The sequence below is a fragment of the Pelagibius sp. genome, assembly GCF_028289705.1.
In the GTDB taxonomy this organism is placed as follows: domain Bacteria; phylum Pseudomonadota; class Alphaproteobacteria; order Kiloniellales; family Kiloniellaceae; genus Pelagibius.
Genome location: NZ_JANQOI010000020.1, coordinates 31,641 through 55,232 on the forward strand (window position 1 = coordinate 31,641; position 23,592 = coordinate 55,232).

At 65.2% G+C, this 23,592-nt stretch carries 26 protein-coding genes; 18 read left to right on the forward strand and 8 right to left on the reverse strand.

The annotated features are described in order from the left end of the window. Nucleotides 1–168: 168 nt before the first annotated feature. Together bluB and Q0996_RS02585 are read left to right on the forward strand one after the other, a co-directional pair. On the forward strand, nucleotides 169–819 hold the full coding sequence (bluB, locus tag Q0996_RS02580; protein ID WP_299615680.1) for a 5,6-dimethylbenzimidazole synthase: 651 nt from the start codon (nucleotides 169–171) through the stop codon (nucleotides 817–819). A gap of 116 nt (nucleotides 820–935) precedes the next feature. Then, nucleotides 936–1,625, forward strand: a complete 690-nt coding sequence (locus Q0996_RS02585) for an SDR family NAD(P)-dependent oxidoreductase (RefSeq protein WP_299615682.1) — start codon at nucleotides 936–938, stop codon at nucleotides 1,623–1,625. Nucleotides 1,626–1,701: 76 nt separating this feature from the next. Here the strand turns inward: Q0996_RS02585 and Q0996_RS02590 are convergent, their stop codons facing one another. Then, on the reverse strand, nucleotides 1,702–2,784 hold the full coding sequence (locus tag Q0996_RS02590) for a hypothetical protein (protein ID WP_299615684.1): 1,083 nt from the start codon (nucleotides 2,782–2,784) through the stop codon (nucleotides 1,702–1,704). Between the two features lie 196 nt (nucleotides 2,785–2,980). Then, the gene (locus tag Q0996_RS02595) at nucleotides 2,981–3,865 is read right to left on the reverse strand and encodes an amino acid ABC transporter substrate-binding protein (protein WP_299615686.1); all 885 of its coding nucleotides are present in this window, start codon (nucleotides 3,863–3,865) and stop codon (nucleotides 2,981–2,983) included. A gap of 209 nt (nucleotides 3,866–4,074) precedes the next feature. On the opposite strand from Q0996_RS02595, the gene Q0996_RS02600 reads away from it, so the two are divergent. The 7 genes from Q0996_RS02600 to Q0996_RS02630 all read left to right on the forward strand — a co-directional run bounded on the left by Q0996_RS02600 (nucleotide 4,075) and on the right by Q0996_RS02630 (nucleotide 9,070). Then, entirely contained in the window at nucleotides 4,075–4,458 is a 384-nt protein-coding gene (locus tag Q0996_RS02600; protein WP_299615688.1) for a DUF4168 domain-containing protein, read from the forward strand. Nucleotides 4,459–4,685: 227 nt separating this feature from the next. Then, on the forward strand, nucleotides 4,686–5,273 hold the full coding sequence (locus Q0996_RS02605; protein ID WP_299615691.1) for a thioesterase family protein: 588 nt from the start codon (nucleotides 4,686–4,688) through the stop codon (nucleotides 5,271–5,273). Between the two features lie 124 nt (nucleotides 5,274–5,397). Next, nucleotides 5,398–6,480, forward strand: a complete 1,083-nt coding sequence (locus Q0996_RS02610) for an enolase C-terminal domain-like protein (protein WP_299615693.1) — start codon at nucleotides 5,398–5,400, stop codon at nucleotides 6,478–6,480. Nucleotides 6,481–6,691: 211 nt separating this feature from the next. Next, a complete protein-coding gene (locus Q0996_RS02615; RefSeq protein WP_299615695.1) occupies nucleotides 6,692–7,210 on the forward strand; it encodes a permease in 519 nt (172 codons plus the stop codon). Continuing rightward, the gene (locus Q0996_RS02620; RefSeq protein ID WP_299615697.1) at nucleotides 7,207–7,704 is read left to right on the forward strand and encodes a hypothetical protein; all 498 of its coding nucleotides are present in this window, start codon (nucleotides 7,207–7,209) and stop codon (nucleotides 7,702–7,704) included. The genes Q0996_RS02615 and Q0996_RS02620 overlap by 4 nt, the downstream gene beginning before the upstream one ends. A gap of 146 nt (nucleotides 7,705–7,850) precedes the next feature. Continuing rightward, nucleotides 7,851–8,591, forward strand: a complete 741-nt coding sequence (locus Q0996_RS02625) for a peptidoglycan-binding domain-containing protein (protein ID WP_299615699.1) — start codon at nucleotides 7,851–7,853, stop codon at nucleotides 8,589–8,591. Continuing rightward, the gene (locus Q0996_RS02630; protein ID WP_299615701.1) at nucleotides 8,588–9,070 is read left to right on the forward strand and encodes a hypothetical protein; all 483 of its coding nucleotides are present in this window, start codon (nucleotides 8,588–8,590) and stop codon (nucleotides 9,068–9,070) included. The genes Q0996_RS02625 and Q0996_RS02630 overlap by 4 nt, the downstream gene beginning before the upstream one ends. A 16-nt stretch (nucleotides 9,071–9,086) precedes the next feature. Here Q0996_RS02630 and Q0996_RS02635 read toward each other — a convergent pair whose 3' ends face one another. From Q0996_RS02635 to Q0996_RS02650, 4 genes are all read right to left on the reverse strand, one after another. Continuing rightward, nucleotides 9,087–9,332 (reverse strand): ParB N-terminal domain-containing protein, encoded by a 246-nt coding sequence (locus tag Q0996_RS02635; RefSeq protein ID WP_299615704.1) that lies wholly within the window; start codon nucleotides 9,330–9,332, stop codon nucleotides 9,087–9,089. Nucleotides 9,333–9,462: 130 nt separating this feature from the next. Beyond that, entirely contained in the window at nucleotides 9,463–10,959 is a 1,497-nt protein-coding gene (gene glpK / locus Q0996_RS02640) for a glycerol kinase GlpK (protein WP_299615706.1), read from the reverse strand. Nucleotides 10,960–11,342: 383 nt separating this feature from the next. Further along, nucleotides 11,343–11,660 carry an HNH endonuclease gene (locus Q0996_RS02645; protein ID WP_299615708.1) on the reverse strand — a complete coding sequence of 106 codons (318 nt, stop codon included), beginning with the start codon at nucleotides 11,658–11,660 and terminating at the stop codon, nucleotides 11,343–11,345. 256 nt (nucleotides 11,661–11,916) lie between these two features. Continuing rightward, nucleotides 11,917–13,698, reverse strand: a complete 1,782-nt coding sequence (locus Q0996_RS02650) for an acyl-CoA dehydrogenase (RefSeq protein ID WP_299615710.1) — start codon at nucleotides 13,696–13,698, stop codon at nucleotides 11,917–11,919. Nucleotides 13,699–14,158: 460 nt separating this feature from the next. On the opposite strand from Q0996_RS02650, the gene Q0996_RS02655 reads away from it, so the two are divergent. From Q0996_RS02655 to Q0996_RS02680, 6 genes are all read left to right on the forward strand, one after another. Further along, nucleotides 14,159–14,917 carry a hypothetical protein gene (locus Q0996_RS02655; protein WP_299615712.1) on the forward strand — a complete coding sequence of 253 codons (759 nt, stop codon included), beginning with the start codon at nucleotides 14,159–14,161 and terminating at the stop codon, nucleotides 14,915–14,917. Nucleotides 14,918–14,926: 9 nt separating this feature from the next. Beyond that, nucleotides 14,927–15,421, forward strand: a complete 495-nt coding sequence (locus Q0996_RS02660) for a hypothetical protein (RefSeq protein ID WP_299615714.1) — start codon at nucleotides 14,927–14,929, stop codon at nucleotides 15,419–15,421. 47 nt (nucleotides 15,422–15,468) lie between these two features. Continuing rightward, on the forward strand, nucleotides 15,469–15,642 hold the full coding sequence (locus tag Q0996_RS02665) for a DUF4169 family protein (RefSeq protein WP_299615716.1): 174 nt from the start codon (nucleotides 15,469–15,471) through the stop codon (nucleotides 15,640–15,642). 129 nt (nucleotides 15,643–15,771) lie between these two features. Then, entirely contained in the window at nucleotides 15,772–16,713 is a 942-nt protein-coding gene (locus tag Q0996_RS02670; protein ID WP_299615718.1) for a DMT family transporter, read from the forward strand. 89 nt (nucleotides 16,714–16,802) lie between these two features. Continuing rightward, nucleotides 16,803–17,864, forward strand: coding sequence for a cobalamin-independent methionine synthase II family protein (locus Q0996_RS02675; RefSeq protein ID WP_299615720.1), 1,062 nt, complete (start codon nucleotides 16,803–16,805; stop codon nucleotides 17,862–17,864). A 65-nt stretch (nucleotides 17,865–17,929) separates the two neighbouring features. Continuing rightward, the gene (locus Q0996_RS02680; protein ID WP_299615722.1) at nucleotides 17,930–18,454 is read left to right on the forward strand and encodes an aminoglycoside nucleotidyltransferase; all 525 of its coding nucleotides are present in this window, start codon (nucleotides 17,930–17,932) and stop codon (nucleotides 18,452–18,454) included. Between the two features lie 247 nt (nucleotides 18,455–18,701). Here Q0996_RS02680 and Q0996_RS02685 read toward each other — a convergent pair whose 3' ends face one another. Both Q0996_RS02685 and Q0996_RS02690 read right to left on the reverse strand, forming a co-directional pair. Then, nucleotides 18,702–20,144, reverse strand: a complete 1,443-nt coding sequence (locus tag Q0996_RS02685; protein WP_299615723.1) for an FAD-binding oxidoreductase — start codon at nucleotides 20,142–20,144, stop codon at nucleotides 18,702–18,704. Between the two features lie 48 nt (nucleotides 20,145–20,192). Beyond that, nucleotides 20,193–21,206 (reverse strand): L-threonylcarbamoyladenylate synthase, encoded by a 1,014-nt coding sequence (locus Q0996_RS02690; protein WP_299615724.1) that lies wholly within the window; start codon nucleotides 21,204–21,206, stop codon nucleotides 20,193–20,195. A gap of 441 nt (nucleotides 21,207–21,647) precedes the next feature. Here Q0996_RS02690 and parA point away from each other — a divergent pair, with 441 nt between their 5' ends. The 3 genes from parA (at nucleotide 21,648) to Q0996_RS02705 (ending at nucleotide 23,589) form a co-directional block, all read left to right on the forward strand. Further along, nucleotides 21,648–22,283, forward strand: a complete 636-nt coding sequence (parA, locus tag Q0996_RS02695; RefSeq protein ID WP_299615726.1) for a ParA family partition ATPase — start codon at nucleotides 21,648–21,650, stop codon at nucleotides 22,281–22,283. An 81-nt stretch (nucleotides 22,284–22,364) separates the two neighbouring features. Then, nucleotides 22,365–22,889: a DUF488 family protein gene (locus tag Q0996_RS02700; protein WP_299615728.1), complete on the forward strand. Its 525-nt coding sequence runs from the start codon at nucleotides 22,365–22,367 to the stop codon at nucleotides 22,887–22,889. Then, nucleotides 22,855–23,589: a hypothetical protein gene (locus Q0996_RS02705; protein WP_299615730.1), complete on the forward strand. Its 735-nt coding sequence runs from the start codon at nucleotides 22,855–22,857 to the stop codon at nucleotides 23,587–23,589. Before Q0996_RS02700 ends, Q0996_RS02705 begins: the two co-directional genes overlap by 35 nt. Nucleotides 23,590–23,592 lie beyond the last annotated feature (3 nt).

A 23,592-nucleotide genomic window follows, 5' to 3' on the forward strand; every position in this document is an offset into this window, starting at 1 on the left:
GAGCCGAGACCCATTTGTTTCCACGAGCTTACGCCAATACTCTGACGCTGTCTCCTCACATCTGGTTGTTTTTTCAGACCAGATGGTTTTAGCGGCCGCTTTGGCAATTTGGCCGGACTAACCCAGGGGGCTTGCCGTGGCGCGGCGGCGCGAAGGATAGTCGCGGACATGACCGCCGGCCCATCCTCTCCGGTCTTCGGCCCGGAGTTCCAGGACCAACTCGCGCGCCTCTTGGTGTGGCGGCGCGATGTGCGGCGCTTCCGCAGCGATCCTCTGCCGGAGGGCGTGCTGGCGCAGCTTCTGGATCTAGCCGCCCTGGCGCCCAGCGTCGGCCTCAGCCAGCCCTGGCGCTTCGTGCGCGTGGCGAGCCCCGAACGCCGCCGTCTCGTCCTGGCCAACTTCGAAGAGGCGAACGCCGAGGCCCTGGCGGATTACAGCGGCGCCAAGGCCGCCCTCTATGCCCGTCTCAAGCTCTCCGGCCTGCGCGAGGCGCCGGAGCAGCTTGCCGTCTTTGCCGACCTCGAACCGGAGGCGGGCCAAGGACTCGGCCGGCGCACCATGCCGGAGACGCTGCAGTACTCGACCGTCTGCGCCATCCATACCCTGTGGCTGGCGGCGCGGGCCGCGGGGCTCGGCCTCGGCTGGATCTCCATCCTCGATCCCGGGCGCATCGCCCGGGACCTGGACGTGCCGGAGAGCTGGTGCCTGGTGGCCTACCTCTGTCTCGGCTATCCGCAGGAAGAGCATGCGGACCCGGAACTGGAGCGCGAGGGCTGGCAGGACCGTGCCGGCGGCAGACCGGATCTGCTGACGCGCTGAAGCCGGCCGCTGCGCAGTGGACCGCAGAATCGGCCAGCAAAGCCCGCTGGCCTGCAGTAACCTGAGCCTCACTGCAAGTGCGCCTCGGATGGCGCTCAACAATCGGAGAACGCGGTATGGTGGATCGAAAGTCCTGCATCGTCGTCGGTGTCGGCCCCGGGCTGGGAGCTGCGGTGGCGCGCCGTTTCGCAGCGGCCGGCTATGCGCTGGCGCTGGCCTCGCGCAACCCCGACCGACTGGGCGCCCTGGTGGCGGAGATCGAGGCGGCGGGTGGCACCGCCAAAGCCTATGGCGCCGATGCCACCAAGGAAGAGGACGTCGCCGGGCTCTTTGAGGCCGCGGAACGGGATCTCGGGCCCGCCGGCGTGGCGGTCTTCAACGCCTCGGGGCGGGTGCGCAAGCCGCTCGTCGAGATCGAAGCCGATGAGTTCGTCGATGCCTGGATGCGCGGCTGCTACGGCGGCTTCCTGGTGGGACGGGAGGCGGCCAGGCGCATGCTGCCGCGCAAGGCCGGCACCATTCTGTTCACCGGGGCGACCGCCAGCGTGAAGGCCTTTCCGCTCTCCGCCGGCTTCGCGGTGGCCAAGTACGGGCTGCGCGCCCTGGCTGAGTCCATGGCCCGCGCCCTGCAGCCGGAGGGCATCCATGTCGCCCACTTCGTGATCGACGGCGCCATCGGCCAGGACGCGGACAACGCCCGGCTCGATCCCGCCGCCATTGCCGAGACCTACTACCAAACCCACGCCCAGCACCCCAGCGCCTGGTCGACCAGCGTCGAATTGCGTCCCTGGGTGGAGGGCTTCTAGCGGGAGTTCTTTGGGTCGGTCGCGCAAGTCGTGTGGGCCCGACTGTAGATTCATAGCGTTCTGATCCAGAACTCACTTAGTCGTGTTTCTGTCCAAGCAACTCCAAGAACACATCTTCGATCCATGGTAGCTTTCGACTGATTTCACTCCGTGCGTCTTCGCTTGCCCTCTCTTGATTGGCCTGGGGAGTGTGGGCAGCCCGACCGCGCAGTCTGCTTAGCTCTTTGACCCGCTCATAGACCTCCTGCTCATCAGTGCCAAGCGAGGCAGAAATACCCTCACTAAGGCGCTGATTTCTGTTTTTCGTGAAAATCTGACTTAGAGCATGCCGGATCTGGGAAACGCGGGGATCATCGTCAGAAAGCGTCTCAATTCCAACTGCACTTACGATGATTTTGTCTATTTCCTCTTTGCTGAATGCTTGTTTCGGTGGGGTATTGAACAGTTTCTCGAGAATTGAAAATCCAAAGATGATCTTCTGTTCTGGCGTAACGCTGCTGAAGTAGCGGACCACATCCAGAAAAATGTCCTCAGAACCTGTGGAACGTACTTGTGAAATTCTTCGGATGTCAGCCGCCGTTATCGGCTTGGGTACTTGTTCCGGCCTCCCAGCCCAGATAGCAAATGGTTGCCCATTGTACTTTGGGCCCCATGACACATTTCGGATCTCAAATCCGATCTTGTTCTTTATCGACAGGGCGACTAGGGCGTTCTCCAATTTCTGGAGCATCGCATACCCAGGCTGTTTGTCATTGCCCTCCCATGTGAAGAAGACATGGAAGTAGCTAGTTTGGTCCGCTACTTCGACATTCCAACCAGAAACATCCCTTAAATTCAGCACGTACTCCCCGACGGTGACTTCCCCGTCAACACTTCGCGCCCCGCACTCGACTCGCATTGAGTATCCGGTGATTTGTCTTGCCCGTCTTGTCGCTTCCTGTGCGATTTCTAGATCTTCCTCGCGAGCAATCACGTATGTTTCTCGCTCGCCCGTTGCCGGATTATGGATAAACAAAATATGGCTAGCTCTACCGAGGGAGAGTTCTCTGATTTCTTCGATCTTCTTTATGGGCAGTGGAGCATCCGCAAGAGGAACGACCCCTCGCATATGCACCGACCAGCCTTCCTGAAGGAGATCTTTGAGAGATTTCTCAGGCAAGCCTTTACCTTTCTGGGAAGGTTTACATTGCTGTGAGGTACGTCAACTACCAAAGACCCCACAGAGAGTGAAGCTAACTTTTTGGGATTAGAGCGCTGGTTGGCCACCGACAGGGAGACGAATCTAATGCGCCAATAGGGCAACAGGAACCACGAGTGGCGGAGACAGATGGCAGCACGGCGAGCAGGCGCGTCAGCTAGTCCGGCAGGCTCTGCAGGGTGAACATGGCGCGCAGCAGATCGCTCATCCGCGCCTGGCCGAAGCTGTCCTCGTAGATCCGGACGATCGCCTTGCCGCGATAGAGACGCACCAGCGCCCGGTCCACCAGCAGCCGGAAGTCCGGGTCGCCGCGCCGCATCGCCAAGGCATAGGGTTCGAAGGAAAAGAATCTTTTGGCTAGAACGAGTTGCTCCGGATTCTTTGCTTGCCGTGCGAGCATGACCAGGATCGCGCGGTCGGCGAAATAGGCGGCGATCTCGCCGGCTTCCAGGGCCTCGCGGGCGGCGTCGTGGCTGCCGATGGCCACCACCTCGGCCTCGATGCCGGCTTCAGAGAGCGCGCGCCTGAGGCCGTCGTCGGTGGTGGTCCCGGCGCGCACCCCGACCCTGCGCCCGGCCAGCGCGGCGAAGTTGGCCGGGCCGTCGCTGCGATAGAGAACGCTGGCACCGGTCACGAAGGTCTGCAGGCTGAAGTCGACCTTGGCGCGCCGCTCCAGGGTCACCGTGGTAGCGCCACACAGCAGATCGATGCGGCCGTCGGCCAGGGCGGCGAAACGGTTCTCCGCAGTGACCGGAACGAACGCCACCGCCAGGTTGTCCAATCCGAGACTGGACCCGACGATGCCCCCGACGGCCTCGCAGAGGGAGACGCTGTAGCCCTGGGGTTGACCGTTCTCGTCGAGGAACGAAAACGGCGGAGCATCGTCCCGAACCCCGAGCTTCAGGGTCCCGCTTTCGCGAACCGTCTCCAGTGTCGAGGCCGCCTCCGCCACGCCGGCGGCGGTCAATCCGCTTGCCAGCGCGACCACAACGGTCAAGGCGGCGGCGATGCGTCGGCCCTGGCTCTTTGCCCCTCTGTTCAAGCCCGTCTCCCCGGCAGCGCTGTCTCCCGCGACCAGGGGACCACAGCCCAGGGGTGCCTGACAACGGAAAGGACGTGACAAAAACCGGGCGGACCGGCGCGGCGGAATAGCGGGCGGGCCCCCAAGGTCACACTAGCAGTGACGACTGCGGTCGGGCCTTGGTTCATGCAGAGCCGGAAACCGGGCCGGAGACCAGAGAGGAAGTTCCCATGCCTAGACCCTTCCCGCTTCTCGCCCTGGCCCTTGTGGTGATGGCGGGCCTCTTACCGGGCCCGGCCCTTGCCGGCGGACCGGCCACGGGCCTGCACCTGGCCCAGGCTGCGGCACCGGAGGTCAGTCAGACCGATCTGGAGGCCTATGTGGCGGCGGTGGTGAAGATCCAGGAGATCGATGCAGCCCTGCAGCCCCGCATCGACGACGCCGACAACGCCGACGAGGCGGCCGCACTGACCCGCGAGGCGACGGACCGGATGATCGCCGAGGTCGAAGCCCAAGGCCTTACCGTCGAGCAATACAATTCCATCACCCGGGCGGCCGAACAGGACGTCCGGCTTTACGAGCGCATCCTGACGCTTCTGGCGGCCCGCCGCTGAACGACCTGCGTGCTGTCCGACTGTCCCTGGCAGTGGCGGCAGAATTTCAGCGCGCCGTCCGCGCGGCGATGGTCGTCCGCATCGCGCGGCCGCACCCCCTCCTAACCAGCGGAACCCATAAGGCGGTGAAATAGGGCATTATCAGTGCCGATTGGTATAAGTCCTTGGGGGCCGCAGCCGGCGGCAGACCCGGGTATCAGAGGCAAGGCCGACCGCCCCGTTTCGCGATGAATCTCATCTTCCGTCTCATCAAGGTTCTGATCGCGGCGCGGTTCGGCACCGCGCTTGGCGTGCTGGATGTCTCGGTCATCCGCCTGCGGGTCTGGCCGAACGACCTGGACTTCAACCTTCACATGAACAACGGGCGTTATCTGACCCTGATGGATCTCGGGCGCATCGATCTCATGGCGCGCAACGGCTCCCTGCGCGTGTTTCGTCAGCGCCGTTGGATGCCGGTGGTGGCCGCCCAGACCATCACCTTTCGCCGGTCCCTGAAACCCTTGCAGGTCTTTGAGCTGCACACCCGCGTGGTCTGCTGGGACGAGGAGTTCGTCTACATGGAACAGACCTTCCTCTCCGACGGCCGCATTGCCGCCCTGGCCCTGGTGCGGGCCGCCTTCGTCGACGACGGCCGCAAGGTTCCTGCGACGGAGGTGCTGGAGGCCGTCGGATTGCGCCGCCGTTCCCCATCCATGCCCTCAGGCATCAAGGCCTGGTCGGCGGTGGAGGACTGGCACCGCGAATCCAGCACCACGGAGATCCGCCGGCGCGCCGCACTGCCGGCCGAAGAGGCACCGGAGGAACCGAAGCCGTAAAGCCGGCCGGCGGCGTCGCCTGCGGCCTTCCCAAAGACTTTCGACGGTGATAGAGTCCAAGGCGTCAACCCACTGAAATGGAATGAAAAACAGGCCGGTTGGCGCGCGGAGAAGGAGCGCGCCGATGCAGCAGCTGACTGTCCATTCTCTTCAGATCCGTCCCGTCGCCGTCCCCCTCGATCCGCCGATGATCACGGCAAGCGGGGAGATCACCGAAAGCCCTCTGGTGTTGATCGACCTGCGCACCGAGGAGGGTGTCACCGGCCACGCCTATCTGTTCTGCTACACCGCTCTGGTGATGCCGGCGATCGCCAATGTTCTGCGCAGCATCGAAGGTCTGGTGAAGGGCGGGCCTGCGGCACCGCAGGTCCTGGATCGTCTGCTGCGCGGGCGTTTTCGGCTGCTGGGCGTTCAGGGCCTGGTTGGCATGGCCATGGCCGGTCTCGACATGGCGGCCTGGGATGCTCAGGCCCGGGCTGCGGGCGTGCCGCTGGTGCGCCTTCTCGGCGGCGTTCCCGGTGCTGTTCGCGCCTACGACAGCCACGGCATGCTGAGCCCGGACCAGGCTGCCGCCGCGGTCGATGCCGGGCGCGCCAGAGGCTTCACGGCCATCAAGGTGAAGATCGGCCATCCCAGCCTGGCGGACGACCTCGCAGTCATCCGCGCGACCCGCCAGGCGGCCGGCCCGCAGATGGCGATCATGGTCGACTACAACCAGTCCCTCACCGTGCCCGAAGCGGTCAGGCGTGCGGCGGTCCTCGATGAAGAGGGCGTCACCTGGATCGAGGAGCCGGTACCCGCCGAGGACCTGATCGGCCATGCAAAGGTCGCCGCGGCGGCGCGGACGCCGGTCCAGACCGGGGAGAACTGGTGGGGCCTGCCGGACATGGAGAAGGCCGTTGCCGCGCGGGCCTCGGATCTGGCGATGCTCGATGTCATGAAGATCGGCGGCGTGACCGGCTGGCTGAAGGCGGCTGGCCTGGCGGAGGCCGCCGGCCTGCCGGTTTCCAGCCACATCTGGCCGGAGGTCAGCGCGCATCTGCTCGCCGTCACGCCGACGGCCCACTTCCTGGAGTACCTGGACACAGCCGCGCCGATCCTGGAACAGCCCGCGCTGGTGGAGGACGGCTGCCTTGTGATCCGCGACGAGCCCGGCAGCGGCGTGGCCTGGAACGAAGAGGCGGTCAGCCGCTACGCCGCCGGCTAAACGAAACCTCATCCCCCGGACTAACTCGGCCGAAAGGCCGTCGGCCGGCAAGGGACGTCTTTCCGGTCGCGCATGGCCGGGTCAAGGCAATGGCATGGCAGCCGGGGCGGGCAGGGTGCTAAACTAGGCGTCCCGCTTTCGAATCAGCTCACGAGTCCAGGATTTGTCGAATCCACCGCCAGCCCGGGGCCGGCGCAAGGCCGACGCCGGTTTGCTGATTGTCCTCGTTGTCGCGGTCGTGTCCGGGGCGCTTTGTTATGCCCTGAAAGGCCCGGAGGTCTTCTGGGCCGTCCTCGGCGACGACCTCTGGCTGCTGTTGGCCATCGCGCCCAAGGTTCTGGCCGGCGTGCTCCTGGCTGGCCTGCTGACGGTGCTGCTGCCCCGCGAACAGGTGGCCCGCTGGATGGGCTCGCGCTCCGGCTTCAAGGGCTTGGCGCTCGCCTCCCTGGCCGGTGCCCTGCTGCCCGGCGGTCCGATGATGACTTTTCCGCTGGCCGTCGCCCTCGGCACCGCCGGGGCCGATATCGGCACCGCGACGGCCTTCGTAACCGGCTGGGCCCTGCTCAGCGTCAACCGCACGCTGGTCTGGGAGATGTCGTTCTTCGACAACGACTTCGTGCTGCTGCGTTACGCCATCTGTCTGCTGCTGCCGCTGCTGCTGGGCTGGCTCGCACGCCTGTTGTTCGGACGGATCAAGGGTCTCGCGGAAGAGCAGGGGGGCGCCGAATGAGCATTCTCATCGCCTCGGTCCTGCTCTACGGCGCGGTTGCCGTGCTCGGCGCCATGGCCCTGCGCCGCGGCGAAGGCGCCGTTCCCGAAGCGCTCAGCATCGCCTGGGAGCAGGCCAAGATGATCGCGCCGCGGCTAATCCTGGCGGTGCTCGGCGCCGGCTTCATTGCCGCCCTTGTGCCGCCGGAGTGGGTCGCCGCCTTCGTCGGCCGCGACACCGGCTTCGCGGGGCTGTTGCTGGCCAGCCTGATCGGGGCGCTCATCCCCGGCGGGCCGATGCTGGCTTTTGCCATCGGCGGCGCGGCGCTGGAGGTCGGGGCCGGCCCGCCTCAGATCATGGCCTTCGTCTGCGCCTGGCTGCTCTTCAACTTGAACCGCACGCTGGTCTGGGACATTCCCATCGTCGGGCGCCGGCCGGCGCTGCAGCGCCTCGCCCTCTCGCTGCCGCTGCCGGTCCTGATCGGCCTGCTGGTGGCGCAGCTTGGCCTGGCCTGAGTCTAAAGCGGCCTAAGACTTCGTCTGGGAAAGAACCTCAATCCTCACTATTGCCTATCCAAAGGACTTACGCGCTTGAGTGGATTTATTGTTCATGATATGTTCCATCTTAGGGAGGGTCATGCCAACCAGGAGATCACCAAGGAATGCCAAGAGAACTCGCTTTGAAAGGAACCGTTGCCCGCAATTCGGCCGTTGAGCCGGAAGACACCCGGACCACCAAAAGGGCTCTGTCGCGAATCGGTCTGTACGCGGTGCCGCGGTCAGGTCTCACACCCTGGCCCGATGAACAGATGTTTCAGGCGATCAAGCGGTTTCAGAAATCTGCAGGGCTGAAGGCGGATTCCATCATCAAGCCCAAAGGCGCCACGGCCCGGCGGTTGGCCCGAGTTCTCGACGAAAACGACAGTGATGTCGCAGGCCCGCGAGATTTCTTGGCGCGCGCGCCCGGTCCGGCCGAAAGCGGCCTGGGAGACTTCGATGAGGAACACGAATTCGAAGGCGACAGGGCGCAACCCTCTGGCCTACCGAGGCGCAGCGAGAAGCCAATTTCTCCAGACCTCGATTCTGGCACGCACGAGTTCATCGTAAAGAACGGCATCAGCGTCGATGCCGTAAGCAACACCCTCGGCATCGACGGTATTCGATACACGGTGGATTGGTATGCCTTGGACAAGGGGGGCAACGTCATTCCCCAACTGCGGAGCCCGGGGTTCCGGCCGGAAGAAGCCGGTGGACACTTGTTCCCGTTCAAACCCCGCAGGCGCGACTTTCAGCCGCCATTCAGCAGCCCTCACGGCTACATGGCGGTGGTCACGATTCCTCCTCAGTCCGCCAATAACGCCAACTCCGCCGCCCCCTTCCTGCGGGTCCACGAGTTGCAATGAGGCGCTTCCTGCGTCCCGGTGGCCGGACGTCGCTCGCCCTCGCGGGCGCCTTGGTGCTCGTGCTGGGCGGGCTCGTCCTGCTCGGTTTCGACTTGCTGATCTGGAGGGCCGGCCCGAAATACACCCGCAGCGACTGTTTGGTGCGCGTTGACCTGGATTACATTCAAGAAGACTGGATTGAAGAGAAGACCGTAGCATTGCTCGTTACGGGGATTGGGGGGCGTCGTTATCGAGAGGCCTTGCCTCGTGGAGCCCTAGCCAACCTTATCTACTTGGGCCTGGACGATCAGCCTCCCTTCTTTCGCATTGCCTTTGCCAAAGAATGCGAAAACCGATTTGCCATGACCCAGGTGCTGATCGACGAGTTTGAGCACAACTACCCTGGCCTTGTGCGCTTCACGATCAGCCATGACCGCCTGGAACCATGGCACAAAGGGCACTGTTTCAGCGGGCCCGCCTGGATCGACACCGACTGTTAGCGGGTGCGCCGCCGCCTCAGTACTGCCGGGCGCGGACGATGATGCTTTCGATGGAGTCTTCGCCGAGGGCGCGGCAGGCCTCCAGCCGGTGCAGCCCTTCCTGCAGGACGTAGCGCCCGTTGCCCTGGCGCACGGAGATGGGCAGCTTCAGGCCTTCCTCCAGGATGCTCTGAGCCAGCGCGTCCACGGTTTCCTCTTTCAGCGTCGCCTTGCGCTTCGCCGGAACGTAGATCTCGTCGATTTTCAGGCGGACCGTCTCCATGCGGCTCCCTTTCCTGCCCTCCGCCGAGCTCTTCTGTCTCCGGCGGGCACCTCTCGGATCAAATCCTACGCCGCCGCGGTTAAGGAAATCCAGCCCGCCGCAGACCTCTGCTCCGGCCTCCAGTCACGTTTCAACCGGTCGTCCTCACCCGTACGACGGCGTCGAGCCAGCCGGCATAGCGCTCCTCGCGGTCGGCTTCGGCCATTTGGGGCTCGAAGCGGGCATCGCGCTGCCACTGTCCGGCGACGGCGTCGAGATCGCCGAACAGGCCGCGGCTCAGGCCGGCCAGATAGGCCGCGCCGAGAGCGGTGGTCTCCGGCACCTGCGGGCGCTCCACCGCGACCCCCAGGATGTCCGCCAGCATCTGCAGCATCCAGTCGTTGGCGACCATGCCGCCGTCGACCCTGAGCGCCTCCAGGCCCGTGGCCCCGTCAGCGCGCATCGCCTCCAGAAGGTCGCGGGTCTGATAGCAGACCGCTTCCAGGGCCGCCCGCGCCAGCTCCGCCGGTCCGCTGGCGCGGGTCAGGCCGAAGACCGCACCGCGCGCCTCGGCATCCCAGTAGGGGGCACCGAGGCCGGTGAACGCGGGCACCAGATAGATGCGCTGCTTGTTGTCGGCGGCCTTGGCGAGCGCTTCGGTCTCCGCGGCGGAACCGATGATCTTCATCGCATCGCGCAGCCACTGCACGGCCGCGCCGGCAACGAAGATGCTGCCCTCTAACGCATAGGTCGTCTGGCCGCCCAGCCGGTAGGCGATGGTGGAAAGCAGCCGGTTCTGCGAGAGCACCAGATCGGCGCCGGTGTTGAACAGCGCAAAGCAGCCGGTACCGTAGGTGGACTTCATCATGCCGGCCTCGAAGCAGGCCTGGCCCACGGTTGCCGCCTGCTGGTCGCCGGCGATCCCGCCGATGGGCAGGGCCGCGCCGAGGAGTCCGGGCTCCGTCGTGCCGAAGTCGGCATCGCTGTCGCGCACTTCCGGCAACAGGCTCTCGGGAATGCGCAGCAGCTCCAGAAGATCGCTGTCCCAGACCTGACGCTTGATGTCGAAGATCAGGGTCCGGGCCGCATTGGTCGCATCGGTGGCGTGCACCCGCCCGCCTGTCAGACGCCAGAGCAGGAAGCAGTCCATAGTGCCGAAGGCGAGCTCGCCGCGCTCGGCCCTTGCCCGCGCGCCGGGCACGTTGTCTAGCAGCCACGTGATCTTGGTGCCCGAGAAGTAGGGGTCCAGCAGCAGGCCCGTGCGCTCCCGCACCAGATCTTCGGCGCCGCCAGCGCGCAGCTCCTGACAGAAGTCGGAGGTCCGGCGGTCCTGCCAGACGATCGCCTTGTGGATGGCCTCGCCGGTCTCCCGGTCCCAGATGACCGTCGTCTCCCGCTGGTTGGTGATGCCGATGGTCGTCACCGCGTCCATGGACTTGCCCGCCGCCGCGACGGCGCCCTTGCAGACGGCGAGCGTGTGGCGCCAGATGTCCTCGACGTCGTGTTCGACCCAGCCGGACTGCGGGAAGTGCTGGGGCAGTTCTTCCTGGGCCTGGGCGAGCGGGCGCCCCGCGGCCGAGAAGAGGATCGCCCTCGTGCTGGTGGTTCCCTGATCGATTGCAAGGATCGTGTCGCCGTCGGCGGCCATCGCGTCCCCCCTCCGCATCTTGTTCTTGTTGTGCACTCGCCCCGGGCCCATGGGCCGGGCCAGGGCGCATGGTGTCGGGGCCGGGCGCCGAGATCAACCGGAACCTCGGTTGTGGGCTAGCCCGCATTTCTCACCACCTCCATGGTCTGCGCGGTGCCGCGCTGTCGACAGGACAGGAAAGCCGCGCGGCGCGATGTGGGGCATCGGGTAAGCGGCTTGACGCAGCCTGTCGCCAGCACGGCACCGCCCACAGGGTCGCGTAGAGGCGTCCGTTCGCGGCGTCGCGGTCCTCAACCGTAGTCTCCGCTACGCTTTTCGGACCGCTCCTTGCGGGGCGAACGCCTCTACGCGACGCAGACCGTGGAGGTGGTGAGACATGCGGGCTAGCGGCCGGCCCTGCGTCCCCGCTTGCGCGGGCTGCGCGGCCAGTCCACGTATTCCGGCGGCTGGCGGCGCACCCACGCGACAAAGCGCCGCATCTCCGGGTGATCGCGAAGGGCGGCCGGATCGGCATAGCGCTCAGCCAGGGCCTTCTCGTCGAAAAGCCGATGGATCATCCGGTGGCAGATCAGATGCAGCGGCACGGCCTCGCGCCCGCCCTTGGTCCGCGGCACCCAGTGGTGACGGTCCACACTCGGCCCCTCGATCATGTCGCGGCCGCAGATCGGGCAGGGACCGAGGATTCGGGTCTCATTGCTCATACAAGAGGATTCTTATATATTGATCTGCATCAAGGAGGCGGAACCATCGGATTGCTAGCTTCGCGTCCATAGCCGCGGATTGGGAGGTGGTCCCCACCATAACTCTTGGCCTCCCGAGCGGCGGAACCGGTCTTAGCCCAGTTGGACCGGTTGCGGGCATTCGGAGGCAATCCGAACAAGTGTACCCGCTATCTGCCCGGTGTCGTTCACTCCCGACACCGGGCAATTTTTTTGCGCCGATCACCCCCGGCGACACTCAAAGCTGTTCGTCGGACAGAGCGAGCAGGCTGTCAGCCCCGCCGGTGACGGCGGCGGCAAGGGCCGCCGACTCGCCCAGCAGGTTCTCGGCATAGAACCGCGCCGTCTTGACCTTGCCGTCGAGGTAGCCGGGGTCTCCGGTCCCGTCGGCGGCCTGCTGTGCGGCCTCGCCGGCAGCCTTGGCCAGCAGGCAGCCGCCCAGGACCACGCCGAAGAGGCTCTGGTAGGGCGTGGCCGACGCGGCCCCGCGCTCCAGGGACTCTCCACCCTCGGCCAGCATCCAGCCGGTGGCCCGTTCCAGGTGATCCAGGCCGTCGCCGAGGGGCCGGCGCAGCGTGCCAAGTGCGGCGTTGCCGTTGGCCGCGGGCAGGCCGGCGCGCAAGTCCGCCAGCAGCGCGTTCATGGCCGCGCCCCCGTCGCGCAGCAGCTTGCGGGTGAAGAGATCCAGCGCCTGGATGCCGTTGGTGCCCTCGTAGATCGGCAGGATACGGGCATCGCGGTAGTGCTGCGCGGCACCGGTCTCTTCGATGAAACCCATGCCGCCGTGGATCTGAATGCCCAGGTTGGCGACCTCGCAGCCGATATCGGTGCACCAGGCCTTGGCGACCGGAATGAGCAGATCCAGCAGGGCGTGTTGGCGGCTGCGTTCGCTGTCCTCCGGCTCCTGCTTGGCGCGGTCCAGCGCCGCGGCGGTCATCAGCGCGACGGCCCGAGCCGCCTCGGTCTTCGCTTTCATGGTGGCCAACATGCGCCGCACGTCGGGATGGCGGACAATGGCGACGGCCCCATCATCCCCGGTCAATGCACGACTCTGTACCCGCTCGAAAGCATAGGCACGGGCCTGCTGATAGGCCCGCTCGGCGATCGCCACGCCCTGGATGCCGACAGCCAGGCGGGCGTTGTTCATCATCGTGAACATGCAGGCCATGCCCTTGTTTTCCCCGCCCACTAGATAGCCGATGGCACCGCCGGAATCGCCATAGGCCATGACCGCGGTGGGCGAGGCCCTGACGCCCAGCTTGTGTTCGATGGAGACACAGCGCAGGTCGTTGCGCGGACCCCGCGAGCCGTCGGAGTTCGTCAGGTACTTCGGTACCAGGAAAAGACTGATGCCCCGGGTGCCGGCGGGCGCGTCGGGCAGGCGTGCCAGCACCATGTGGACGATGTTCTCCGCGAAGTCGTGCTCGCCGAAGGTGATGTAGATCTTCTGGCCGGTGATCAGGTAGTGGTCGCCGTTGGGCACGGCCCTGGTCTTGAGGGCACCGACGTCGGAGCCGGCCTGCGGCTCCGTCAAATTCATGGTGGCGGTCCACTCCCCGGAGATCATCTTCGGCAGGTAGATTTCCTTTTGCGCCGCGCTGCCGTGGGCCTGCAGCAGCTCGACCGCACCGGCGGTGAGCAGCGGGCAGAGCCCGAAGCTCAGGTTGGCGGCCTGCCAGATTTCCTGCACCGCCGAGGCCAGGGTCCAGGGCATGCCCTGGCCACCGTAGTCCGGGTCGAAGGGCAGGGCGTTCCAGCCACCCTCGACGAACCGGGCATAAGCGTCGCGGAAGCCGTGGGGCGTGCGCACCACGCCGTTTTCGAAGACCGCGCCCTCGCGGTCGCCGGGGTGATTGAGCGGCGCCAGCACCTCCCCGGCCAGCTTACCGGCCTCCTCGAGAATCGCATCCACCAGATCGGGCGTCGCTTCCTCATAGCCGGGCAGCCCGGCAATCCCGGGCATGTCGGCGATGGCATGGAGGGCGAAGCGCAGATCGGCGAGCGGCGCGGCATAGGTCATGTCTTGGCATCTCCCGGATGCAAACAGGCAAACGCTTGACCGCCGGGCCCAAGGGGGCAGGGACGGCGGGGACGTTCTTATCCCTTCATTCTACAGAAAAACTGGAGCGGCGGCGCCCCCTTGGCAACGGCAGGCAGTGGTCGAACTGCGGGACGCGAACCAAGCCTAAAGGCATTACAGCATCGGAGACCAAGAGGTCTAGGCCCACAAGGAACTCGGCAACACCTAGGTAAACGCACTCACCCCATACCGAGCGTGCGCTGCCTACACAGTCATTGTAGGCGCAACCAAGAGTTCAAGGGGGAGGAGGCTTCTCTTGCACATTTGGATAGAGTGAATATCTGCAATAAGCGGACGTTGCGGCGAAACGGCTTCCGATGCGCGGAGTCTGGCATGCCGCTGCGCAACAGGTGGGCCGCAGTGTGATAGGTCCGGCGGAAGAGGAGGGCGTTCGGACGTTATGAGGAAGTTCTCCGGCCTCCGCATGGGTTCGCTGGTCTTGGCGTTCGCCAGCGTTCTGATACTTGCTCAATCTGCTTTGGCGCAGACTGACATGACGCCGGAGGCTGCATTCTCCCGGGGCGCCGAACTTGCCTCGGCCGGCGAACACGAAGCCGCTATCCCCTTCTTCGAACGCGCGGCCACCGCTTATCCCCACGATCAGGCGGTGCTGTGGAATCTCGGCATCGCCAATGCCGCCATCGGCGCGCATGAAGAGGCCCTCGGGTACTGGTCGCTCTATCGCCAGCACTATCACGTGGACTGGCGCGGGCGGGCGAAGGTGATACAGGCCCATCAAGCGCTTGGTGATCTGGCCGCGCGCGATCGCGAGCGAGAAGCGCTGTTTTCGGCAAGGGCGGAAGTGCTGGCGGACCACGATCTGCGAATGGCTGACCGCTATTGCCGCGAGCAGGCGAAAATCGCAGGCAAGACGGTCTTTGCCTTCGAATACTTCGAGCCGAAGGGCTCTCACCCGGTTTTCTACAGCTTCTCCGTCGTCGACGACGCGGGCTACGAGGTCTTCGTCATCTCCCTGGGGAGCTACCAGGCGACCAATGAGATTCAGTGGGAGATGGGCACCTTGCCGCGCAACAAACGCATCTACCATCTTGACCGATACGATCGGAACATGCACTCGACCTACGCCTTCTTCGAAGAGAAGCCGGGCTATGACGAGCTGAGGAGAATCGTGGCCCAGATCCTGGCGGATGAGGACTAGCGAAGGCGCATGACCCAGACCGTCGAAGCACCGGGCGGATACCGGCCGGAGCCCAAGCGGGCCCTCTATGGCTACATGGCGGGCGCGGGATTTGCCGTCGTTGCGATACCGCTGTTCCTCGGATTGCGTTTCCCCAACGATACCGCCTTTCTTCCAATGATCTTTGCTATGGGCGTTGGCGTTGCGTTCTTCGCAGGGATTTTCCTGTTCGTTCCGGTCTATGCGCTCCTGGCCAGCGTCTCACAGCTCAGGTTGTGGTGGGCAATCCTCACGGGCTACGCGTTCTTGGTCGGTCCAGCGGCAATACTTGGCGGATCGGATGATTTCTGGACCCACCTCGTCCTTCTGGGCCGCGACTCCCAGGGTGAATTGTCTCTGGACTATGGCCTCATGTTCCTCGGCGCTGTCGGAGCGGCGGGCGGTCTTCTGGGTTGGATCGTCGCCTATGGATTCCGGCTGAGGCCCGAGCCAAAGCCAAGAGATGTTTCGAAAGTCTTTGATTGAGCCCATTTCTCGCTGACGCGGTCGCTGCGATGGCCTAGACTTCCGCCATGGCGGAAATCATCAATCTGCGGCAGGCAAAGAAGCGCCGGGCCCGTGAGGAAAAGGCGGCGAAGGCCGAGGCCAATCGGGTGCGTTTCGGCCGCAGCAAACCCCAACGCAAGGAGAGCGAGGCGGAGCGCGAAAAGGCCGCCCGCGATCTCGACGGCAAGAAGCTCGACTAGGCCGGCGCTCCAAGTCATCACTTTCATGCGGGGCCTTCACCGCTGGCCTCTCGGCAATTTCTCCAAACAACCCACTCGACCGATCCGCAGACCGCCGGGATGAACCACCCGAAGGGCCCCATTGACCCGATGACCCGTCACGCTCAATCCCGATCCCTGTCGCCGCTGCTGGCGGCCGCTTTGCTGGCCTTCGCGTCGGCCTGCTGGGGCGGCAACATCACCATCGGCCGGGCGGTTTCCGCCGAGGTGCCGCCGGTGGCACTGAGCTTCTGGCGCTGGCTCCTGGCCTTCTTGATCCTGCTGCCCTTCGCGCTGGCGCATGTTCGGCGCGACCGGGCGGCGATCCGCCGCCACTGGGGCTTCCTGGCGCTGCTTGCTTTCTTCGGCATGGCCGCCTTCCACACCGCCCTCTATCTTTCGGTCAACTTCACGACGGCCACCAACGCGGCCCTGCTGATGGCCATCTGTCCGGTGCTGGTGCCGCTGTTGTCCTGGGCGATTTACCGCGAGCCGATCACCCTGCGCCTGGTCGTTGCCATCGTTGTCTCGCTCTTCGGCGTCGCGGTCATCGTCACGCGCGGCGCGCCCGAGTCACTGCTCTCCATCGCCTTCAACAAGGGCGATCTCATCATGCTGATCGCCGTTTTCACCTGGTCGGTCTACACGGTCCTCGTAAAGCATCGCCCGCAGGAGCTGCATCCGCAGTCTCTGCTGATTGCGACCATGGTGATGGCGATCGTCATGCTGCTGCCAGTCTATCTTTGGGAGAGTCTGGCTGTTCGCGCCATGCCGGTGACGCCGGAATCCCTGGCCACCGTTGCCTATGTGGTCGTCTTCGCCTCCCTGCTGGCCTTCCTCGCCTTCAACCGCGGCATCGAGGTGCTGGGCCCCAACACCGGCGGGCTGTTCATGCATGTCGTTCCGGTCTGCGCCGCGGTCTTCGCCTTCGTCTTTCTGGGCGAGCGCCTGCAACCCTTCCACGGTCTGGGCATCGCCGCCATTGCGGCGGGGATCGTCCTGGCAAGCTGGCGCAGCGCCGCCGGGCTGCGAACACCTTCACCACGCCCATGATGCATCGCCTTTCAACGGCGGTGAGGCGACAGGCCGCCCGCCCTGTGGCAGAGTGGGGACAGCAGTCAAAACAGGGAGGCCTAGGCAGAATGGACATCCAAACCGAAGGGGTCGGCAGCGTGCCCCGTCCGCAGTATCTGATCGACGCCGCGGGCGATCTCCAAGGGGGACGCCTGACCGCGGACGACTTCGCCGCAGTCGTCGACCGGGCGGTCGCAGAGACCATCGCCGAAATGGCGGCCACCGGCTCGCCCATCATTTCCGACGGCGAGCAATCAAAGTCGAGCTTCGCCACCTATCCGCTGGAGGGCCTGACCAATCTCGCGCCCGACGGGGTGGTCATCCCCTTCGCCGACGGGCATACCCGCCAACTGCCGCGCCTGACGGCGGGACCGTTTCGCTATGCCAACTACACCGGCGCCTATGTGACCCAGGCCCGCCGCCACACCGCTCTGCCGCTGAAGCAGGCGGTGATCGCCCCCTCGGCACTGAGCCTGATCTATCCGCAGGACGGCCTCGTGGACTATACCCGCGAGCAGTTCATCGAGGATCTTGTCGGCGAGTGTGAAAAGGACATTCGTTCGGCCTTCGAGGCCGGCGCCGAGATCGTGCAGATCGATTTCACCGAAGGGCGTCTGGCCTGCAAGCTCGACCCCTCCCGCGGGCTGCTGCGGCAGTTCGTCGATCTGAACAACGCGGTGCTGGACCGTTTCTCGGAGGCCGAGCGCGCGAAGATCGGCGTGCACACCTGCCCCGGCGGCGACCAGAACTCCACCCATTCCGCCGATGTCGACTATGCGGAGCTGCTGCCGGACCTCTTCCAGATGAGGGCCGGGCGCTTCTACATCCAGATGGCCAGCGAAGCGGACCGGCCGCGGGTGCTCGACATCATTCAACGCGAGCGCGGGGCGCAGCAGACGACCTTCATCGGTGTCATCGACCCTTGCGACACGGAGGTCGAAACGGCGGAGACCGCCCGCGACCGCATTCTGGAGGCGGCCGAGCATCTGAAAGGCGAGCGTTTCGGCACCACCGACGACTGCGGCTTCTCGCCCTTCGGCGACGACGTCGCCATGGCCCGGGCCACCGCCTTCGCCAAGATCAAGGCGCGGGTAGAAGGCACGGCGCTGGCGGGCGCGAAGTTGTCGTAGCGCGTCGGCCCGGCAGTTCGCGCCATCAGGTGAGGATTGTGGACGACCAATCGCCAAAGGGGGAGATGACCGCCTCCGACGTGACCGCCTTCTATCGCGCGATGCAGGGCCTGGGGATCGAGATCTGGCTCGACGGCGGCTGGGGCGTGGACGCGCTGCTCGGGCGCCAGACGCGGCCCCACAGCGACCTCGACATCGTGGTGCAGCAGAAGGATCTGGAGACCCTGGTCGCCTGGCTCGAAGCGCGGGGATACGGGGAGGCACCACGGGCCGACACGCGCCCCTGGAACTTCGCCCTGGGCGACGGCGAGGGCCGCGAGATCGATCTCCATGTCATCGTTCTCGACGCCGCCGGCAACGGGCTCTACGGCCCACCGGAGCGCGGCGAGGGAAACTACCCCGCCGAGGCCCTGCGGGGGCGGGGCGTCGTCGACGGCCTGGCGGTGCGCTGCACCTCCCCCGCCTTCCAGGTCCAGTCCCACAGCGGTTACGAACTCGACGAGACGGATTATGCCGACGTGAAGGCGTTGACAGAGGCCTTCGAACTGGAGTTGCCGGAGGAGTACCGCAGGCAGTTCGAGACGCGCTGACGCTCCGACGGTGGAAGCCGCCCAGAGCCTGACTCGAAACGAATGCCGTGATTTCAAGGCTTTCCCGGTGCCGTCCCTCCCCACATCGTCACCCTCGGGCTTGTCCCCCTTTTGGCTTCTTTGGCGGTCCATGGAAAGACCGAGACCCGGACCTCGATGGATTGCCGGAACAAGCCCGGCAATGACAGTTTGGTAGGTTGGGGCGTGGGAATTCTTTGACGGATAAGGTCTCGTTTCGGGTCAGGCGCTACGGTGCGATCACCTTGCCCGGGTTCATCAGGTTGCGCGGGTCGAGGGCGGTTTTCACCCGGCGCATCATCTCGATCTCCAGCTCCGACTTGAAGTGGGCGTTCTCGCCCACCTTCATGAAGCCGATGCCGTGCTCGGCGGAAATGGACCCGCCCAGCCCCACCACCAGCGTATGGACCGCGTGGTTGACCTCGTCCCAGCGGGCCAGGTAGGCGGCGCGGTCGGCGTCTTCCGGCTGAGAGAGGTTGAAGTGAATGTTGCCGTCGCCCAGGTGGCCGAAAGGCACCGGGCGGATGCCAGGGATCATGTCGTGGACCAAGGCCAGTGCCTTGTCGAGAAACTCCGGCACCTTGGAGACCGATACCGAGACGTCGTGCTTGATGGAGCCGCCCTCGAACCGCTGGCCCTCCACCAGCCCCTCGCGGATGCGCCAGAAGGCGGCGGCCTGGCGTTCGTTGGCGGCGAGGGCGGCGTCCAGCACCAGGCCGTCCTCGCAGGCGGCGGCGAGCAGATCCTCCTGCACGCCGCGCAAGCCCCCGTCCGCCTTGCCGCCGGCCAGTTCCATCAACACGTACCAGTCCGACGGCGCGGCCAGGGGGTCTTCGATTCCCTCCACGTGGCGCATGGCGAAGTCCAGGCCGATCCGCGGGATCAGTTCGAAGGCTGTCAGTTGGTCGCCGGAGGCGCTGCGGCTGCGCGCCAGCAGCTCCACGGCGGCCTGCGGATCGGGAACCGCGACGAAGGCCACCGCCGTCTCCCGCGGACGGGGAAAGAGCTTCAGGGTGGCGGCGGTGATGATGCCAAGGGTGCCTTCGGCACCGACGAAGAGGTGCTTCAGGTCGTAGCCGGTGTTGTCCTTGCGCAGGGCAGTGAGGCCGTCCCAGATCCGCCCGTCGGGCAGGACCACCTCCAGGCCCAGCACCAGATCGCGCGCGTTGCCGTAGTGCAGCACATGGATGCCGCCGGCGTTGGTGGAGAGGTTGCCGCCGATCTGGCAGGAGCCCTCCGCCCCCAGGCTGAGCGGGAACAGCCGGTCGACCTCTTCGGCCGCCTGCTGCACGGCCTGCAGGATGCAGCCGGCTTCGACGGTGATGGAGTAGTCCGTCGGGTCGACCCGGCGCACCCGGTTCATGCGCCCGAGACTGATGAGGATGCCGCCGTGTTCCGCGAAGGGCACGGCCCCGGCCACCAAACCGGTGTTGCCGCCCTGGGGCACCAGCGGCACGCCCGCCTCGGCGCAGAGGGTGACGGCGGCCGAGACCTCGGCGGTGTCGGCGGGGCGCAGCATGAAGGGGGTCGTCCCCTGGTAGCGGCCCCGCTGTTCGGCGAGATGCGGCGCCAGGCTCTCGGCATCGCTCACCACGCCCTTCTCCCCCAGCACCGCGGTCAGGCGCTGGCGGAGATCATCGAGTTCGCTGGGGGCAGGCTGGGGTCCATCCATGGAGAGCAATCTAAAGCAGCGGGCCGACCGTTGCGAGTCTGTGGCGGGTCAGATCTGGGGTTCGGAGCGGGGTGTCGCGGCGCGGCGCAGGCGGTCGTTGATGGCGGTCCCCAGGCCCTCGTCCGGAACGGGCATGACGGCTATGCCCCGGGCCGCGCTTTCGTCGAGCCTGCGCAGAAACGCAAAGAGGTTGGCTGCGGCTTCGGCGAGGTTGCCGCCGGCGCTGAGGTTCAGCGTCACGGCAGCACCGTCCGGCGCCTCGGGCCCGAAGGCAAGCAAAGCCTCGTCGGGCGCAATCGTTTCGGCGCCGAGACGCAAAGGCTTATCCGGCGCATAGTGGCTGCTCAGCATGCCCGGCGCCTTCACCGCCGGATTGGCCGCCGGCTCAGCCAGAGGTCCCAAGAGCGCGCCCAGATCCTCGGCCGTCACGGCGCCGGGGCGCAGGACGGTGGGGGTCGCGGTGGAGAGGTCCAACACCGTGGACTCCAGCCCGACGGCGCAGGGGCCGCCGTCTAGGATCAGGGGCACGCGGCCTCCGAGAGACTCGGCCACGTGGTCCGCCCGGGTCGGGCTGATGCGCCCGGAGGCGTTGGCGCTGGGCGCGGCCAGGGGCAGGTCCGCTTCGGCCAGCAGGCGCTGGGCGATCGGGTGAGCGGGCAGGCGCACCGCCTGGGTGTCGAGGCCGGCACTGCAGAGCAGGGAAAGCCGGCTCCCGGCGCGGCGCGGCAGCACCAGGGTGAGGGGCCCCGGCCAGAAACGCTCCGCCACCGCTTCCGCCCGCGCGTCGAAGACCACCTCTTCGCCAGCCGCAGCAACATCGGTGAAATGGACGATCAGCGGATTGAAGCGCGGCCGCGCCTTGGCCTCGAAGATTCGCGTGACCGCGGCATCGGAGGTGGCGTCCGCCCCCAGCCCGTAGACCGTCTCCGTCGGAAAGGCAACCAGGCCGCCGGCCCGCAGAATCCCCGCCGCTTCTTCGAAGCTCCTATCCTCCGCGGGACGGACTGTCGGATGCCGGGTCTCCGAGAGAAGGTCTTCTATATTCGTTTTGTTCTTTTGCACGGGCCTATGGACAGCTCTGCGCGGTTCCGTTCACGAGACCGCGCGCCACTGCGAACGGCAGTCCTGCCTATAGCACAAAGTCGCGGCCGGGCGCGCCCGGACCGCACCGCCCTGCGACCACGCAGGGCACACAGCATCTGGCGAAATTGCCTGTTCCTGACATGACGAAACCGGGGCATTTGGCCCCGGTTCCCTTTGCTCTCGTCAGTTCAGGATCGGTTCCTACCGCGGTTTTTCGGGAACCTCCTGCCGAGTCACCGCACAGGCTTTGCGGCGGCTATATCGTCACCGGTTTTCCGGCCACGTGTGAACAGCTTGCGACTCTTTGACTGGTCTGGTCAAGACTCCAATTGTGAGAAAAGTGGCGGGGTTCCGCCGCTTGCGTTCGTGTTTTTGCATGTGCAAACTTGGCCCAGGTCAACGAACGCGCGGATGGGGGGCATGGCCGCTTTGATTCTTACCGTGGCGCAGCAAAAAGGCGGTGCCGGCAAGACGACTCTCGCGGCCAATCTCGCGGTAGCTTTGACTCAAAGCAAAAAGCGCGTGGCAGTTGCGGACATCGATCCGCAGCAGTCGCTCACCATGTGGCATGCCCTGCGCCAGGAATACTTCGGCGACGACTCGGGCCTGACGGTGAGTGCCGTGGGCGGCTGGAAACTGGCCGGCGAGATCGATCGTCTGAAGCGCGCCCACGACGTGGTGATCGTCGACTCCCCGCCCCATGCGGAGACGGAAGCGCGCATTGCGGTGCGCAACGCCAATCTGGTGATCGTTCCGGTGCAGCCCTCGCCGATGGATGTCTGGGCCACCCAGCCGACCCTGGAATTGGCCCAGAAGGAGCGGGCGCCGGTGCTGCTGGTGCTGAACCGGGTGCCGCCGCGCGCCAATCTCACCGAAGACATGGTGGCCGAGATCAAGGACTACGGCGCCAAGATCGCCCGCGCGCGCATCGGCAACCGGGTCGGCTTCGCCGGCGCCATGCTGCAGGGCCTGGGCGTCACCGAAATGCAACCCCGCGGCCGCGCCGCCCAGGAAATCCGCGCCCTCTCCAAGGAAGTCCTGCGCCACGCGGGTTAGCGGGTGTTCCTGCGTTAAGGGTTGTCTCCTCTAAGCGTTCCTGATTCCATTGGCGACGGATTCGCTGTGGGGGAGGCTGACGTGACTGAGTTCGCTACGATCGGTTACGAAGGCGCTGATATCGACGACTTCATTGCGGTTTTGCATGCGGCCAGGATCAGCCTGCTCGTCGACGTCAGGGAGTTGCCGATTTCAAGACGGAGGGGTTTTGCCAAGACCGCGTTGTCGTCTGCTTTGGCTGAAGCTGGCATTCAATACCTCCACTTGAGAGGGTTGGGAGACCCGAAACCGGGACGCGATGCTGCGCGCGCTGGGAACCTAAGGGAGTTCCGTCAGATATTTGCGAAACACATGAGAAGCGAAGAGGCACGCACCGATCTCGAAAAGCTCAAGGCTCAACTGGCTCAGGAGCGCGTGTGCCTCATGTGTTTTGAGCGCGATCCGTCGAACTGCCATCGTAGCATTGTTGCGAGTATGATTTCTGATAGTATGGAATCAAAGGTTATTCATCTTTGGGTGAACAAGGACGCCACTCGTGTTGGCCAGCGTTCTGGGTCCGGAAAGAGTCCTAGTGCTGGTGAAGGCGTTGCCGCATGTGGGCGATAAGCACGGCGAAACCGTTTGCTGTGCCGGAGTGACGATTAACGGTGAGTGGCGCAGGCTATTCCCGGTAAGCTTCCGGTCACTTGACAAAGAAAGAAAATTCAATCGCTGGGATTGGATCGAGTACAACTGGCGATCTCCAAAGAGCGATCGGCGCCCGGAGAGTCGCCATGTCCAGGAGAACAGCATTAGAGTTCTCCACAAACTCGTTCAAAAGGAACGGCACACCTTTCTACAGCGGATTGTCAGGCAATCTGTCTTGGAGGCGGAGGAAGCGGGAGAGACACTGGTACTGATTCGCCCAAAGGAGAGTTGGTTTTATTGGGAGGAGAAGTCGCCAGAAAAGCTCGAGCAGCAATCAAAGGAGTATCAGGCGGCCGCGAGCCAACTCTCGTTCTTTGCTGATGACAAGCGGCCCCTGGTTCCCTGTCCCTTTGAGTTCAAGTTTCGCTATCGCTCCGCTGACGGACAGCCCCACACTGCGACTTGCGACGATTGGGAGACTTCGGCCACCTATTTCAGATTGGAGAGGAGGCACGGGTCGGCGACTGCGCTTGAGAGAATGAGCACAATCTTCAATCAGCAGTACGTTTCAGCGGGAATGGCTTTTGCAATGGGCACACATTCGCGATTTCCCAAAACTTGGTTGCTTGTCGGCATCATTCGGCTGGACGAAACCACTCAACAGTCGCTTGAGGTGTAGGTC